Raw genomic sequence first — 16,139 nt, 5'->3', positions numbered from 1 at the left:
ATGGCCGACGAAACCCTCGACGAATTCCTCGGCGCGGACAAGCGGGCGCTGTGGCAGCGCAAATGGGTGCCGTGGACGGCGCTGGCGGTTCTGGTCGTGCTGGCCTTGCTGCTCTCGCAGTGCTTTCGGGGCGCCGAGAAGACGGCCTATGCCACGACCCGGGCCGAGAAGGGGCGTCTGGTGACGACGGTCTCCGCCACCGGCAAGCTGGCGCCGACCAACCAGGTGACGGTCGGCTCGCAGCTTTCCGGCCTCGTGGTCAAGGTGCTGGTCGACGTCAACGACCGGGTGGCAAAAGGGCAGGTGCTGGCCGAGATCGATCCCGAGCAGATCGAGGACCAGATCCGGCAGTACACCGCGCAAGTGAACGCCAATCTGGCGCAAGTGGCGCAGAACAAGGCGACCCTGGCGGAATCGCAGGCGCAGCTGGCGCGGCTGGAGGAAGTCTCGCGGCTTTCGGGCGGCAAGGTGCCCTCGAAGACCGAATTGCAGGCGGGCCGCGCCGACGTCCAGCGTGCGGCGGCGGCGGTGAAGACGGCCGAGGCCAATGTCGCGGCCGCCCGTGCCACCCTTGCCCAGAGCCAGACCCAGCGCTCGCGCGCGCTGATCGTCTCGCCGGTCTCGGGCGTGGTGCTCGCGCGCGAGGTCGATCCCGGCCAGACGGTCGCCTCCTCGTTCAACACGCCGACGCTGTTCGTGATCGCCGAAGACCTCAGCAGCATGAAACTGGAAGTGGCGATCGACGAGGCGGATGTCGGCACGGTGAAGGAAGGGCAGGCGGCGACCTTCACGGTCGATGCCTTCCCCGGCGATTCCTTCCCGGCGAAGATCACGCGCGTGGAAATCGGCTCGAACCTCACGGTATCCTCGGCGACATCGTCGAGTTCGACCGCCACGACCAGCAGTGCCAGCGGGCAGGTGGTGTCCTATGCCGCCGATCTCTCGGTCGCCAATGCCGATCTCCGCCTGCGTCCGGGCATGACCGCGACTGCGGAAATCGTCACCTCGGACAAGACCGGGGTGCTGCTGATTCCCAACGCGGCGCTCTCGTTCACGCCGCAGAGCGCGGGCGCGGGCGGCAAGTCGGGCGGCGTCACCTCGGCGATCGGCTTCCGCCCGTCCCGGCGCGGCGGTGGCGGCGCCAGCAAGAGCGCGACGCTCGAACGCGGCTCGCGGCGCACGATCTACGTGCTGGGCGCCGATGGCACGCCGCAGGCGGTGGAGATCGTGATGGGCTCCAGCAACGGCCAGCAGACCGAAGTGACGGGGGGCTCGCTCCGGCCGGGCATGGAGGTCATCACCGGGCAACTTGCGCCGAGCGGCAACTGAGAGGCGCGGCGGTGTCCCGGCCGATCATTGCCCTGAGCGGGATCACCAAGGTCTTCGGCACCGGCGAAACCGCGTTTCGGGCGCTCAAGGGGGTTGATCTCGACGTCGCCGCCGGGGACTTCGTGGCGGTGATGGGGCCATCGGGCTCGGGCAAGTCGACGATGATGAACATCCTGGGCTGCCTCGATGTGGCAAGCGGCGGGCAATACCTGTTCCATGGCCATCACGTGGAGACGCTCGACCGCGACCAGCGTGCCCTGCTGCGCCGCAAGCATCTCGGCTTCGTGTTCCAGGGCTTCAACCTGCTGGCGCGCACGTCGGCGCTGGAGAACGTGGAACTGCCGCTGCTCTATCGCGGCGATGCCAGGCAGGAGCGGCGCAAGATGGCGATGGCGGCGCTGGACCGGGTGGGCCTGGCCGACTGGGCGCACCATACGCCGGGGGAACTGTCCGGCGGCCAGCAGCAGCGCGTCGCGATTGCCCGGGCCATCGTCACCAATCCCGCGGTGCTGCTGGCGGACGAACCCACCGGCAACCTCGACAGCCAGCGTTCGGTGGAGATCATGGAGTTCCTGTCCGCGCTCAACCGCAATTCCGGGATCACCGTGCTGATGGTCACGCACGAGCCCGACATGGCCGAATACGCGCGCCGGATCGTCCACTTCAAGGACGGGCTGATCGACCGGATCGAGCAGGGCGCGGCGGCCGAGAGCGGAGAGCGCGGCTGATGCTGGGCACGATCTTCCTGCTCGCGCTGCGCTCCATCCGCCGCCACGTGCTGCGTTCGCTGCTGACGATGCTGGGCATCGTCATCGGCGTGGGCGCGGTGGTCTCGATGGTGACGCTGGGCAAGGCGACAACGGCGGCGGTGACCCAGCAGATCGCGGCGCTGGGCACCAACATCCTTCAGGTCCGCCCCGGACAGGGTTTCGGGCGCGGCGGCGGCGGCACCACCCCGCGCGATTTCGAACTGGCTGACATCGCCGCGATCCGCCAGCAGGTGGGCGGGGTGACCGCGGCGGCGCCGTCCGTCTCGTCGAGCGCGACGGCGATCTACGAGGGGGCCAACTGGTCCACCACGATCAACGGCACCACTTCGGACTACTTCCGGATCTCGCCCTGGCCCTTGCAGGAAGGGCGCCTGTTCTCGCCGGACGAGGAAAGCGCCGGCAAGGCGGTGTGCATCATCGGCACGACGGTGGCAAAGAACCTGTTCGGCAATGCCGATCCGGTCGGCAAGCGGTTCCGCCTCGGCAATGTCAGCTGCGATGTGATCGCGCTGCTCAGCACCAAGGGGCAGGCCGGGTTCGGCGGCGATCAGGACGATACCGTGATCATGCCGCTCAAGACCGTGCAGCGGCGCTATCTCGGCACCACCACGGTGCGCACGATCCTGGTGGGCATCGACGACCACTATTCCAGCGAGCAGGTGCAAGCCACGCTTGCCAGCCTGCTGCGCGAACGGCGGCGGATCACTGCGGGCAAGGAAGACGATTTCAACATCTTCGACACCAAGCAGATTTCCGATACGCTGACCCAGACCACCTCGATGCTGACCAGCATCGTTGCGGCCGTGGCGGCGATCAGCCTGGTGGTCGGCGGCATCGGCATCATGAACATCATGCTGGTCTCGGTGACCGAGCGCACGCGCGAGATCGGCATCCGTCTCGCCATCGGTGCGGTGGCGAGCGAGGTGCTGATGCAGTTCCTGGTCGAGGCCATCGTGCTCTCGTGCCTGGGCGGGCTGATCGGGCTGGTGCTGGCGCAGGTCGTGGTGGCCATCGCGGTGCCGTTGATGAACGTGCCGTGGATCTTCGAACCCGCCGTCAACCTCGGCGCCTTTGCGGTTTCGGCGGCGATCGGGGTGATCTTCGGCTATTTCCCGGCCCGCCGCGCGGCGGGCCTCAATCCTATCGACGCGCTTCGGCACGAGTAGCGCAAGGCGTGCGGCGAACGGGCGGTACTGGCGGAAAAAGGGGCGGCTTATGCGTGGATTGATCGTGGGCATGGCGAACGACCAGTCGCTGGCCTGGGGCTGTGCGGAAGTCCTGCGCGAGGCGGGAGCGGAACTTGCCATCACCTACCAGAACGAGAAGGCCCGGCGTTTTGTAGAACCCCTGGCCCAGGAACTCGAGGCGCCGATCTTCATGCCGCTCGACGTTACCGACCCGGTGCAGGTCGAGGCGGTGTTTGCCGAGATCGCCGCGCTGTGGGGCGGGCTCGATTTCCTGCTCCATTCGATCGCCTATGCCCCCAAGGACGACCTGCACGGGCGGGTGGTGGACAGCTCCGCCGAAGGCTTTCGCACCGCGATGGACGTTTCCTGCCATTCGCTGATCCGGTTGGCGCGCCATGCCGAGCCGTTGATGGCGGGCGGCGGATCGATCCTGACGATGAGTTTCTACGGTTCCGAAAAGGTGGTGCCGGGCTACGGCATCATGGGGCCGGTCAAGGCCGCGCTGGAGGCGAGCGTGCGTTATCTCGCCGATGAACTGGGCGCGCAGGGCATCCGCGTCAACGCGCTCTCGACCGGGCCGGTGCGCACGCGGGCGGCCTCGGGTCTCTCGCACCTTGACGAACTGATCCGCCTCGCCTCCGACAAGGCGCCGCTGCACCAGTTGGTGACTGTCGAGCAGATCGGCCAGATGGCCGCTTTCCTGCTCGGCCCGAGGGCGCGCTTCGTGACCGGGCAGACGATCTACGTCGACAGCGGCTACAACGTCGTCGGAGGCTAGGGCGTAAGTGTGACCTTGCTTGCCGCACCGGACAGGTGTCTGATCGCGAGGCCGATTTTGAGAGGAGTGGTGCCAAGATGACGTCCCCGATCCTGGTCGCAACCGATCTTAGCGCGCGGAGTGACCGCGCGATCGACCGTGCCTTCGAACTGGGGCGCGATCTCGGCCTGGCGGTCGAAGTGGTGCACGTGCGCAAGGACGATGGGCACGACGGCGTGTCGGACGCCGCCTTGCAGGAACGTGTCCGTGAAATCCTGCCGGAGGGCGGCGCCGGGGTCGAGGTGCTGGTCCCCGAAGGCTCGCCGCCGGGCACCATTGCCCGTATCGCGAAAGAGCGCGGGGCGCAGCTCATCGTGGCCGGTGTCGCCCGGTTCAACCAGATATCGGACTATTTCCTCGGCACTGCGATCGACTACCTGCTGCGCCATGCCGAAGTGCCGGTGCTGGTGGTCAAGCAGCGCCCGCGCGGGCTCTATCGCCGCATTCTTGTGCCGAGCGACTTCTCGCCCGCCTCGAAGCAGGCGATCCTTACCGCCGCGCGGCTCATTCCCGATGCGGCGATCCGGGTCGTCCACGTGTTCCACATCGGTTTCGAAAGCTGGGGCGTGGCGGACCATGTGCGCGAGGAAACGCTTGCCCGTGCGGAAAGCGGCCTCGCCGAATTTCTGGCATCGAGCGACCTGGCGCCCTTTGCCGGACGGATCGAGGGCGTGCTGGCGAACGGCGAGGCCGAGGCGGCGGTTGGCCGGGCGATCGAGGATTACGACGCCGATCTGGTCGTGCTGGGAACCCAGGGCGGCGGCGCGCTGCGGCAATTGACCGGCGGCAGCCGCGCCAATTCGCTGCTTGCCTGGATCAGGCCCGATACGTTGATGGTACGGCTGCGGGACTGAGTTTCAGGCCAGTTCCTCGAACCAGCCGAGCTTGCGCATCAGCGTCTTCTCGGCTTCGAGCAGGAAGAACATCGCGGCACCGATTGCCAGCATCGCTGCGCCGTCACGGATCGAGAGCGGGGCGGTATCAAACACCTCCTGCAAGGGCGGCGCATAGGTGAAGGCAAGCTGGGCGATGACCGCGCCGCCTACTGCGATCAGCACCGCGCGGGTGCCTTGCAGGCCGGCGTGGCTCAAGGATCGCATGTGCATGTAGCGGACGTTGAACAGGTAGAAGATCTCGGCGATCACCAGCATGTTGACGACCATCGTGCGCGCTTCGCGCAGGCTGTCTCCGGCCCACTGCGCGCCGAAGAACACGGCCAGCAGCACGGCGGCGAACAGCACCGAGACCAGCAGCACACGCCAGAGCAGGAACGCCGAGAGCAGGGGCGCATCGCGGCGGCGGGGCGGGCGCGTCATGATCCCCGGCCCCGGCGGTTCGAAGGCAAGCACGAGGCCTAGCGTCACCGTCATCACCAGGTTGATCCAGAGGATCTGCGTGGCGGTCATCGGCAGGGCAAAGCCGACGAGGATGGCCAGGATCACCGCGATGCCCTCGCCGCCGTTGGTCGGCAGGGTCCAGGCGATGACCTTGCGGATATTGTCGTAGACGGTGCGTCCCTCGCGCACGGCGGCGACGATCGAGGCGAAGTTGTCGTCGAGCAGCACCATTTCCGCCGCCTCGCGCGCGGCCTGGGTACCGGAGACGCCCATCGCGGTGCCGACGTCGGCCTGCTTGAGCGAGGGCGCGTCGTTCACCCCGTCGCCGGTCATGGCGACGATGGCGCCGCGCGATTGCTGCGCGCGGACGATGCGCAGCTTGTGTTCGGGGCTGGCACGGGCAAAGACGGCGGTGTGGGGAACCGCCTCGGCCAGTTCCGCGTCGCTCATCGCCTCGATCTGGGTGCCGGTGAGAGCGCGGGGGGTATCGGCCAGCGCCAACTGGCGGGCGATGGCGAGCGCGGTTCCGACATGGTCGCCGGTGATCATCTTGACCGCGATCCCGGCGGAGCGGCACTCGGCAATGGCCAGCCGCGCCTCCTCGCGCGGGGGGTCGATGAAGCCCATCAGGCCCAGCATCGTTGCCCCTTGCAGCAGGCCGAAATCCAGCCTTTCGGTGGCCGGGGGCAGTTCGCGCATGGCAAAGCCCAGCACCCGTTCGCCTTCGTCGGCGGCGCGCGTCGTGCCCAGGTCCCAGGCCTCGGCATCCTCACGGCTGCCGCCCAGCGCGAGGACCGCCTCGGGGGCGCCCTTGATGAAGACAACGCTGGGTCCGGCGGCGTCACGCCGCAGCGTTGCCATCAGCCGGTGGCTGGCGTCGAAGGGGATTTCGTCGACGCGGTGCCATTCGCCGCGCAAATCCGCCTCGTCGATCCCGGCCTTGCGGGCGAGGGCGATGAGTGCGCCTTCCATCGGGTCGCCGGTGACGGTCCAGATGCCGTCGCTCCGCCGCAAGTGGGCGTCGTTGCACAGCACGCCGCAGCGCACGATATCGGCGGCAGCGGCGATGGCGGCCGCCGCGTCGCTGCCGCCGCGGCAGGTGATGGCCCCTTCGGGCTGGTAGCCGCTGCCCTCGACCCGCAGCTCATGCACGCCGGCCATGACCCGGCTGACCATCATCTCGTTGCGGGTGAGCGTGCCGGTCTTGTCGGTGCAGATCACCGAAGTCGCGCCCAGCGTCTCGACCGCGGGCAGTTTGCGGATCACCGCCTTGCGCGCGGCCATGCGCTGGACGCCGATGGCAAGGGTGATGGTGATGACCGCAGGCAGGCCCTCGGGAATGGCGCCGACCGCCAACGCCACGACCGCGATCAGCGCATCCACCCAGTCGAAGCCGCGCACCAGCACGGCGAAGGCGAACAGCGCGGCGGCGCCGAGCGAGATCGCCGCGGTCAGCTTGGCGGCGAAGCTGTCGATCTGGCGCAGCAAGGGCGTGGCGAGGCTGGGCACGGACTGGAGCAGGGCGCTGATCCGGCCGATCTCGGTGGCGGTGCCGGTGGCGACAACCACGCCGGTGGCCTGACCGCGCGCGACGAGCGTGCCGGAATAGGCCATGGCCGAACGCTCTGCGAGCGCGGTATCGGCGGCGACCGGGAGCTCGCCTTTTTCGGCGGCGACCGATTCCCCGGTAAGCGCGGCTTCCTCGATCGCGAGGGCGCGCACGCGGATCAGCCGCAGGTCCGCCGGCACCCGGTCTCCGGCCTCGAGCATGACCACGTCGCCGGGCACCAGCGTGGCCGCATCGACGCTTTCGCGAAGGCCGCCCCGCACGACATGGGCCTTGTCAGAAATCAGGCTCTCCATGCCGGACAGGGCCTTTTCCGCGCGGCCTTCCTGGATGAAGCCGACCACCGCGTTGACGACCACCACGGCCACGATCACCAGCGCGTCGACCGCGTGCCCAAGCAGCAGCGCGGCCAGGGCCGAGGCCAGCAGGAAATAGATCAGCGCGTTGTGGAACTGCGCCAGGAACCGCAGCAGCGGGCTGCGTCCGCGCGGGGCGGGCAGGCTGTTGGGGCCATGGGCCTGCAGCCGCAGCGCGGCTTCGGTTTCGCTGAGGCCCTGCGGCGCGGTATCGAGGCAGGCCAGTGCCTCTGCCGTGGACAGCGCATGCCAGTCGCGGAGCGGTTCAGTCTGCATCGATCCTCCGGGCGCGGGGTCGCAAGTCGGCGTGTGGCGGCCTTGGCCACGCGGACGTGACGCCGGAGAACAGGTCCTCCGGGAGATGTCATTGTGTGCAGCAATTTGATTTAATGTAATGAAATAGATCGGAATTGGGGATACGGCAAGACAATATGCCCGGTGATTGCAGGCGGCCGTTTCAGGTATTCGGCGGCAGTGTCTATTCGGGTAAACCCGGATAGTAATCCTGCGTTATTCAGGTCACTGCCGGAATTGTCTCGGTATTGTACGAAAGGGTTGCAGGGGTCCGATGAAGGCAGGATTGGGGCTGGCGCTCGGCGCGTCGCTGGTGATGGGCGCGGCATGCGGGATGGACCCGGCCCTGGCGCAAGGCGCCAAGGCGACGTCGCCGCCGGAGTTCGCACGCCGGATCGAGCAACTGAAGCCCGGTGAATGGGTATGGGCACCCGATGTCGCGCCTGAGGGGCCGGTGCTGGTCTATGTCGACCTCTCCAAGCAGGTGGCGCTGGTCTACCGCAACGGCGTGCGCATCGCGGCGACCACCGTGTCGAGCGGCAAGGATGGTTATGCCACGCCCACCGGCGTCTTCACCATTCTCCAGAAGGATGCCGACCATCGTTCGAGCACCTACAACAATGCGCCGATGCCGTTCCAGCAGCGGCTGACGTGGGACGGGGTCGCGCTCCATGCCGGCGGCCTTCCAGGCTATCCGGAGAGCCATGGCTGCGTGCACTTGCCTTATCAGTTCGCGCGCGAGCTGTTCGCGGTGACCAAGCTGGGCGTGACCGTCGTGGTCGAGGGGGATGCCGCCAGCCACGTGCGGACCAGCGACAACAGCCTGCTCTCGCCCTTCAACGACAAGGGGCAGAAGGCCGGACACACCCCGCTTGCCGGCGGCCAGCAGTACCGCTGGCAGCCCGAACTGGCGCGTTCCGGCCCGCTCTCGATCATCGTTTCCCGGCTCGACGGGCGGGTCGTGGTGCTGCGCGGCGGCACCGAGATCGGCCGCAGCGTGGTGGAAGTCGACGCGGCCGATCACGGCAGCCACGTCATCACCATGGTCACGCGCGGCGGCCAGCCGCACTGGGTCTATGTCGGCCTGCCGGGGCACACGTCCGAGGACGGGGTGGAAGTGGATGAAGCCGCGCTCAACCGCCTGCGCCTGCCGCGCGGGTTCTACGAGAAGCTGAAGACCGCGCTCACGCCGGGGGCGACGGTTCTCGTCACCGATTCGCGCGTGGGTGACGCGCCGCTCGAACATCTGACCGTCATCGACGCGGTAAAGCCGGCGCCCTGAGTCGGGCTGCGATCCGGCGAATACCGCCGCATGACCGCATTGTGCGGCAAAGGGGTGTCGAATCGTCCCGCCGCTGGCACAGGTGGTCGATCAGCGACGACAGCGGCGGTCAGGTGCGGCAACCCTGTTCGGCGCTCTCGATGGAATTCCTCGAACGACCAGGAGGACTTGCTTGAAAATCGCCGTTTTCAGCACGAGGCCCTACGACCGTGAGTTTCTCGATCATGCCAACGAGGCGGCGGGCGGGCGCCATGCCTTTTCGTGGTACGAGGCACGCCTCAATGCCAACACTGCCAACCTGGCGCGCGGGCATGACTGCGTCTGCGCTTTCGTCAACGACCAGCTTGGCGCCGAAGTGCTGGAGATCCTGGCCGGGCAGGGCACCCGGCTGATCGCGCTGCGCAGTGCCGGCTTCAACAATGTCGACCTGGAAGCGGCGCGGCGGCTGGGTCTTTCGATCGGCCGCGTCCCGGCCTATTCGCCCGACGCCATCGCCGAGCATGCGGTGGCGCTGATCCTGTCGCTCAACCGCAAGATCCACAAGGCCTATGCCCGTGTGCGCGAGGGGAACTTCGCGCTGGAAGGACTGCTGGGGTTCGATCTCAAGGGCAAGGTCGCAGGGGTGATCGGCACCGGCCGGATCGGCATCAACGTGGCGCGCATCCTCAAGGGGTTCGGCTGCGAGGTGCTGGCCAGCGATCCCTTCGAGACGCCCGAACTGACGCAGATTGGCGGGCGTTACGTCCCGCGCGAGGAGCTGCTGGCGCGCTGCGACATCATCTCGCTGCATTGCCCGCTGACCCCCGATACCCATCACCTGATCGGCCGCGAGGCGATCCGCACGATGAAACCCGGGGTCATGCTCATCAATACCAGCCGCGGCGCGGTGATGGATGCGCGTGCGGTGATCGCCGGACTCAAGAGCGGGCAGGTCGGCTACGTCGGGCTCGACGTCTACGAGGAAGAGGAGGACCTGTTCTTCGAGGATTTGTCCGAACAGGTGATCCGCGACGATGTCTTCGTGCGCCTGATGACGTTCCCGAACGTGCTCATCACCGGCCATCAGGGCTTCTTCACGCGCGAGGCGATGACCGCGATCGCCGGAACCACCCTCGCCAATATCAGCGCCTTCGAGGAGACCGGCACGCCGCTCCATCCGGTGCCGGTCGAACGCCGGGGCTGACCATTGACGGCCCTGGCGATCCTGCCGATCGCGCTGCTCGTGGTGCTGATGACGGGGCTGCGCTGGTCGGCCGCGGCAGCCGGATCGCTGGCGGCGGTGATCGCCGCGATCGTGGCGGTCGTGGGTTTCCAGTTCGGCGAGACTCCCGCCGATCTTGCCGGGCCGGTGCTGGAAGCGGGGTTCACCGCCGCGACGATCCTGTGGATCATCTTTCCCGCACTTTCGATCCACGAATACCAGACCCGCATCGGCGCCACGGCCGTGATCGGCGAATGGCTGGCTTCGATTTCGCGCGATCCGGCCGCGACGGCGCTGCTGCTGGGCTGGTTCTTCGCGATGTTCCTCGAAGGCGCCTCGGGTTTCGGCACGCCCATCGCGATCGTTGCGCCGATGCTGGTGGCCCTGGGCGTGCCGCCCGCGCGCGCGGTCCTGGTGGCCTTGCTGGGCCATGTTGCGGGTGTCTCGTTTGGTGCGGTGGGCGCGCCGATGGTGCCGCTGCTCGAGGCCGGGCTGTTCGACGCGCGGCGGCTGAGCCTTGAGATCCTGGTGCTGCATGCCTGCCTTGGCTGGATGTTCGCCCAGCTTGTCGTGACTTATGCCATCGGCGGCGGGGCGCGGGGGCTCTTTGCGGGACGGGCGACGGGCGCGGCCCGGCGCACGGCGCTGATGGCGGCGGTGTGCTTTTTTGCGGCGGCGGCGCTTGTCGCGGCGCTGGCCGGTGCGGAACTGCCGACACTCGGCGGCGCATTGCTGGGCGGCGGGCTGTTTGCCGCCTGGCTTCGCCGCGGGCGCGCGGGAGCGCCTCGATCGGGACCGGCCGGGCGCGAGGTTGTCATGGCCGGGTTGCCTTATGTCGTCCTGGTGGCGCTCATCCTGGTCAGCCGTCTGGTGCCGCCCTTGCAGGCGGCCTTGCGGACGTTTCGCATCGAATGGAGCTATGGTCACGGCTTTGGCGAGGTGATGTTGCCGCTCTATCATCCCGGCACGATGCTGTTCCTGGCGCTTCTCGGCACGGCGCTGGCCCATCGCGCTTCGCCAAGGCAGGTCGGTGCATCGATGTTGGCGGCGCTGCGGAGGCTGCCGCAAGTCGGAATCGCGCTTGTCGCGGTGCTGACGCTGGCGCGCTTCATGGTTCACGGCGGCATGATCGATGCGCTTGCAGTGGGCGCGACCACGCTGTTCGGGCGGGCCTGGCCACTGGCGGTGCCGCTGGTGGGGGCACTGGGGTCTTTCGTCACCGGGTCGGGAACGGCCTCGAACATCATCTTCGCCAATTTCCAGATTGCCGCTGCCGACGCGGTGCGGCTGCCGCACGGCCTGGCGCTTGCGGGGCAGAGCGTGGGGGCGGCGGTGGGCAACATCATGGCGCCGCACAACATCGTCGCCGGGACCGCGACGGTCGGTCTGGTCGGGCGGGAGGGAGAAACCCTGGCGCGCACGGTGCCGGTCTGCCTTGCCTACGTGGCGCTGGCCGGTGGGCTGGTGTTCACGGTGCAGGCGTTGCTGCCCTAGGCGGCGTCGAGTGCATGATTGTGCAACGTCTATTGTACGACTTGTCGCAGCAATGTAACATTTTCGGGCGAAAGCGGTCTCGGATCGAATTCGTCTTTCGCCGGATGGGGCCGTGCCGACAGGCCTGGTCCCCGCCGTCCGAAATGGGAGTGTGCCGTGAAGTCCTGAAGCGTCGGGGTCATTCACGTCACCGATTTTCCGCCTCCTGTCCCAAGTCACCACCGAGCGCGTCGGGGGGCGGAAAATACCCGTCTGCGGGCCGGTTCTGCTGCGCCTGGCATGGTCATTGGTTTTGCTGCGAACAATGATCGGAAATTCGCATCGGCTGCGGGCATCGGCGCCCTTGAACGCGCGGGGGAATCTGGCACTCTGCACGGCGTCCGCAGGCGCTTCCGGGAGCTAACCCATGGTATGGGTTCTCAGGATTTCCGAGGGTCTTTATCCAGGCTGGGACCGTTCCTGTCGGCGGCGTCGCGGCTGCCGGCCTGGACGGGCCCGCGTCCTTTGCGCGGAACACCCGAAAGACCCGACCGGCGGGTGAGTTTCCCCCAATCACCCGGCTCCATGACTTTCAATGGCCGGGACGCGGATCACAAGAGGAGAGAATCCATGGACGCGAAGACCAGTGGTTGCCCGATGCACGGCGAACCCGTGCGATCGCTGCTCGGACGCACCAACCGGGACTGGTGGCCCAACCAGCTGCGGCTCGACATCCTCCAGCAAGGCGGCACCAGCCCCAGCCCGATGGACCCCGATTTCGATTATGGCGAGGCGTTCCAGTCGCTCGACCTTGCGGCGGTGAAGGCGGACCTGACTGCCCTGATGACCGACAGCCAGCCCTGGTGGCCGGCTGACTACGGGCACTACGGACCCTTCTTCATCCGCATGGCCTGGCACAGCGCGGGCACGTATCGCATCGGTGACGGGCGCGGCGGCGGCGGGGCCGGTGATCAGCGCTTCGCGCCGCTCAACTCCTGGCCGGACAATGCCAATCTCGACAAGGCGCGCCGCCTGCTCTGGCCGATCAAGCAGAAGTACGGCGCCAGCCTCTCCTGGGCCGACCTGCTGATCCTCACCGGCAACGTGGCCTTCGAATCGATGGGCGCGCCGGTGCTCGGCTTTGGCGGCGGGCGCGAGGATATCTATTCGCCCGAGATCGACGTCTACTGGGGCACCGAGGAACACTGGGTCGGGCAGGGCGCCGAGACGCGCATCCAGCCGGACAAGGACATGGCGCTCGAAAACCCGCTGGCGGCAATCCAGATGGGCCTGATCTACGTCAACCCGGAAGGCCCCGGCGGCAATCCCGATCCGCTCGGCTCGGCGCGCGACGTGCGCGAGACGTTTGCCCGCATGGGCATGGACGATGTCGAGACGGCGGCGCTCACCGTCGGCGGGCATACCTTCGGCAAGTGCCATGGCGCGGGCGATGCGGCGCTGGTCGGCGCCGAGCCGGAAGGCGCGGATATTGCGCAGCAGGGCCTCGGCTGGGCCAGCGGGCATGAGAGCGGCTTCGGCGATCACACGATCACCTCCGGCATCGAGGGTGCCTGGACGCCCACGCCCACCAAGTGGGACATGAGCTACCTGCACATGCTGCTCGATTACGATTATGAGCTGGTTCACAGCCCCGCGGGCGCACAGCAGTGGCAGCCGATCGGTCAGAAGCCCGAGGACATGGCCCCCGGTGCGCACAGCCCCGAGCGGCGCGTGCCGACGCTGATGACCACGGCGGACATGGCCTTCAAGGAAGACCCGGAATACCGCAAGATCCTCGAACGCTTCCGCGCCGAGCCGGCGTGGTTCGAGGACCAGTTCGCCAAGGCCTGGTTCAAGCTCTGCCACCGCGACATGGGCCCCAAGGCCCGCTATCTGGGCAGCGAGGTTCCGGCGGAGGACTTCCTCTGGCAGGATCCGCTGCCGAGCGCGGAAGGTCCGGCGATCGGCGCGGCCGATGTGGCCGCGCTCAAGCAAAGGATCGCCGCTTCGGGGCTTACCGTGGCCGAACTGGTGGCAACCGCATGGGCTTCGGCCGTCACCTTCCGCCAGTCGGACTATCGCGGCGGTGCCAATGGCGCGCGTATCCGCCTGGCGCCGCAGAAGGACTGGGCGGTCAACGAACCGGCCCGGCTCGCCAGGGTTCTGGGCGTCTACGAGGAGATCAAGGCCGGGTTCGACGGGGCCGTGTCCATGGCCGACCTCATCGTGCTGGGCGGCAGCGTCGGCATCGAGAAGGCGGCGGCGGATGCGGGAAGCGCGATCGAAGTGCCGTTCACTCCGGGCCGCGTCGATGCCTCGCAGGAGCAGACCGACGAGCATGGCTTTGCCGTGCTGGAGCCGCGCGCGGACGGTTTCCGCAACTACCTCCAGGTGCCCTACAACGTGCCGACCGAGGAGCTGCTGCTCGACCGCGCGCAGCTGCTGGGCCTCAGTGCCCCGCAGATGACGGTGCTGGTGGGCGGCCTGCGGGTGCTGGGCGCAAACTTCGGCGGCTCGAAGGACGGCGTCTTCACCGCGCGCGAAGGCCAGCTCACCAACGACTTCTTCGTCAACCTGCTCGACATGAGTGTCGCCTGGAAACAGATGGACGACGCGGCGGACGAGAAGTTCGTCGGCTCCGACCGGGCGAGCGGGCAGCCGAAGTGGACGGCAACGCGGACCGACCTGGTGTTCGGCTCCAATTCGCAGCTTCGCGCGCTCAGCGAAGTCTATGCGGCGGCGGACGCGGGCGGGAAGTTCGTGCGCGACTTCGTGGCCGCGTGGGTGAAGGTGATGAACGCCGATCGCTTCGACCTCGCGTAGACGGCGTCAGGTCGAAGCCGGGACGGGCGGGGGCGCGTGTTCTCCCGCCCCTTTTTCCGTGCCCCGGCGGGATCTACCGATGCGCATATAAAGATATCTTTATATTTGCGTCGGGCAAAGCGAACGGGTAGGGACGGCACCATTGCGGCGCCCTACGCCATTCCGGCGCAGGGGCCGTAGAGCAAACACTTCCAGGAGTTCGCGCCCGTGGCCACGACCACCGCCCCCGACTACGCCATCGCCGATATCTCGCTCGCCGACTTCGGCCGCACCGAGATCGCCATCGCCGAAACCGAAATGCCCGGCCTGATGGCGCTGCGCGAGGAATACGGCGCTGCCCAGCCGCTCAAGGGTGCGCGCATCACCGGCTCGCTGCACATGACGATCCAGACCGCCGTGCTGATCGAGACGCTGGTCGCGCTCGGCGCCGAAGTGCGCTGGGCCACCTGCAACATCTTCTCGACGCAGGACCATGCCGCCGCCGCCATCGCCGCGCAGGACATCCCCGTCTACGCCATCAAGGGTGAAAGCCTGGCCGAATACTGGGACTATGTCGGCCGCATCTTCGACTGGTCGAGCGAGGGCAACCCCGACCTCACCTGCAACATGATCCTCGACGACGGCGGCGATGCCACCATGTTCGCGCTCTGGGGCGCCCGCGTCGAAGCCGGTGAACCGCTGTTCGAACCCTCGAATGCCGAGGAAATCGAGTTCGTGCGCGCGCTGAACGCCTTCCTCAAGGCGAAGCCGGGCTACCTTTCGCGCACCGTCAACGCCATCAAGGGCGTTTCGGAAGAAACCACCACCGGCGTGCACCGCCTCTACCACCTCGCCAAGGACGGCAAGCTGCCGTTCCCCGCGATCAACGTGAACGATTCGGTCACCAAGTCGAAGTTCGACAACCTCTACGGCTGCAAGGAATCGCTGGTCGACGCGATCCGCCGCGCCACCGACGTGATGCTGGCCGGCAAGGTCGCCTGCGTTGCCGGCTTCGGCGACGTCGGCAAGGGCTCGGCCGCCTCGCTGCGCAACGGCGGCGCCCGCGTGATGGTCACCGAGATCGACCCGATCTGCGCGCTGCAGGCCGCCATGGAAGGCTATGAAGTCGTCACTATGGAAGACGCCGTGAAGCGCTGCGACATCTTCGTGACCGCTACCGGCAACGAAGCCGTCATCACCGGCGAGCACATGGAGCAGATGAAGGACAAGGCCATCGTCTGCAACATCGGCCACTTCGACAGCGAGATCCAGATCTCGGCGCTCGACAACTACGACTGGAAGGAAGTGAAGGCCGGGACCGACCTCGTCACCTTCCCGGACGGCAAGCAGATCATCGTGCTCGCCAAGGGCCGCCTGGTGAACCTGGGCTGCGCCACCGGCCACCCCAGCTTCGTCATGTCGGCAAGCTTCACCAACCAGACGCTCGCGCAGATCGAACTGTTCACCAAGAACGAGCAGTACGAGAACCGCGTCTACGTGCTGCCCAAGCACCTCGACGAGAAGGTCGCCGCGCTGCACCTCGAAAAGCTGGGCGTGAAGCTCACCAAGCTTTCGAAGAAGCAGGCCGACTACATCGGCGTGCCGGAAGTCGGTCCGTTCAAGGCAGACCACTACCGCTACTGATGGGTTTGGCCGGGAATGCCCATCCGGGCATTCCCGGTGCGGCAAGATTCGCCTGTGGCGAATTTTCAGACAATGCCAAA

11 protein-coding genes are annotated in these 16,139 nt (G+C 67.4%); 10 read left to right on the top strand and 1 reads right to left on the bottom strand.

Translation table 11 applies throughout. From position 1 onward, the window contains the following. The 5 genes from OKA11_RS03920 to OKA11_RS03900 all read left to right on the top strand — a co-directional run bounded on the left by OKA11_RS03920 (position 1) and on the right by OKA11_RS03900 (position 4,957). Positions 1-1,329 (top strand): efflux RND transporter periplasmic adaptor subunit, encoded by a 1,329-nt coding sequence (locus tag OKA11_RS03920; RefSeq protein WP_267218905.1) that lies wholly within the window; start codon positions 1-3, stop codon positions 1,327-1,329. An 11-nt stretch (positions 1,330-1,340) separates the two neighbouring features. Continuing rightward, positions 1,341-2,057 carry an ABC transporter ATP-binding protein gene (locus tag OKA11_RS03915; protein WP_288804700.1) on the top strand — a complete coding sequence of 239 codons (717 nt, stop codon included), beginning with the start codon at positions 1,341-1,343 and terminating at the stop codon, positions 2,055-2,057. Then, positions 2,057-3,265: an ABC transporter permease gene (locus OKA11_RS03910; protein ID WP_267218904.1), complete on the top strand. Its 1,209-nt coding sequence runs from the start codon at positions 2,057-2,059 to the stop codon at positions 3,263-3,265. The genes OKA11_RS03915 and OKA11_RS03910 overlap by 1 nt, the downstream gene beginning before the upstream one ends. A gap of 49 nt (positions 3,266-3,314) precedes the next feature. After that, positions 3,315-4,064 carry an enoyl-ACP reductase FabI gene (fabI, locus tag OKA11_RS03905; protein ID WP_267218903.1) on the top strand — a complete coding sequence of 250 codons (750 nt, stop codon included), beginning with the start codon at positions 3,315-3,317 and terminating at the stop codon, positions 4,062-4,064. A 77-nt stretch (positions 4,065-4,141) separates the two neighbouring features. Further along, the gene (locus tag OKA11_RS03900; protein WP_267218902.1) at positions 4,142-4,957 is read left to right on the top strand and encodes a universal stress protein; all 816 of its coding nucleotides are present in this window, start codon (positions 4,142-4,144) and stop codon (positions 4,955-4,957) included. Between the two features lie 3 nt (positions 4,958-4,960). Here the strand turns inward: OKA11_RS03900 and OKA11_RS03895 are convergent, their stop codons facing one another. Further along, positions 4,961-7,639 (bottom strand): HAD-IC family P-type ATPase, encoded by a 2,679-nt coding sequence (locus OKA11_RS03895; protein WP_267218901.1) that lies wholly within the window; start codon positions 7,637-7,639, stop codon positions 4,961-4,963. A gap of 292 nt (positions 7,640-7,931) precedes the next feature. On the opposite strand from OKA11_RS03895, the gene OKA11_RS03890 reads away from it, so the two are divergent. The 5 genes from OKA11_RS03890 to ahcY all read left to right on the top strand — a co-directional run bounded on the left by OKA11_RS03890 (position 7,932) and on the right by ahcY (position 16,059). Continuing rightward, positions 7,932-8,939, top strand: a complete 1,008-nt coding sequence (locus OKA11_RS03890; RefSeq protein WP_267218900.1) for a L,D-transpeptidase — start codon at positions 7,932-7,934, stop codon at positions 8,937-8,939. Positions 8,940-9,111: 172 nt separating this feature from the next. Continuing rightward, the gene (locus tag OKA11_RS03885) at positions 9,112-10,122 is read left to right on the top strand and encodes a 2-hydroxyacid dehydrogenase (RefSeq protein WP_267218899.1); all 1,011 of its coding nucleotides are present in this window, start codon (positions 9,112-9,114) and stop codon (positions 10,120-10,122) included. A gap of 3 nt (positions 10,123-10,125) precedes the next feature. Beyond that, positions 10,126-11,634 carry an L-lactate permease gene (locus OKA11_RS03880; protein WP_267218898.1) on the top strand — a complete coding sequence of 503 codons (1,509 nt, stop codon included), beginning with the start codon at positions 10,126-10,128 and terminating at the stop codon, positions 11,632-11,634. A gap of 609 nt (positions 11,635-12,243) precedes the next feature. Beyond that, positions 12,244-14,436 (top strand): catalase/peroxidase HPI, encoded by a 2,193-nt coding sequence (katG, locus tag OKA11_RS03875; protein WP_267218897.1) that lies wholly within the window; start codon positions 12,244-12,246, stop codon positions 14,434-14,436. A 207-nt stretch (positions 14,437-14,643) separates the two neighbouring features. Further along, positions 14,644-16,059, top strand: a complete 1,416-nt coding sequence (gene ahcY / locus OKA11_RS03870; RefSeq protein ID WP_142633024.1) for an adenosylhomocysteinase — start codon at positions 14,644-14,646, stop codon at positions 16,057-16,059. The last annotated feature ends 80 nt before the right edge of the window (positions 16,060-16,139 follow it).

It is taken from the genome of Novosphingobium clariflavum, from assembly GCF_026420865.1.
Classification (GTDB): domain Bacteria; phylum Pseudomonadota; class Alphaproteobacteria; order Sphingomonadales; family Sphingomonadaceae; genus Novosphingobium; species Novosphingobium clariflavum.
Note: the sequence above shows the minus strand (reverse complement) of the source record. Positions and strands in the feature narration are given on the sequence as shown.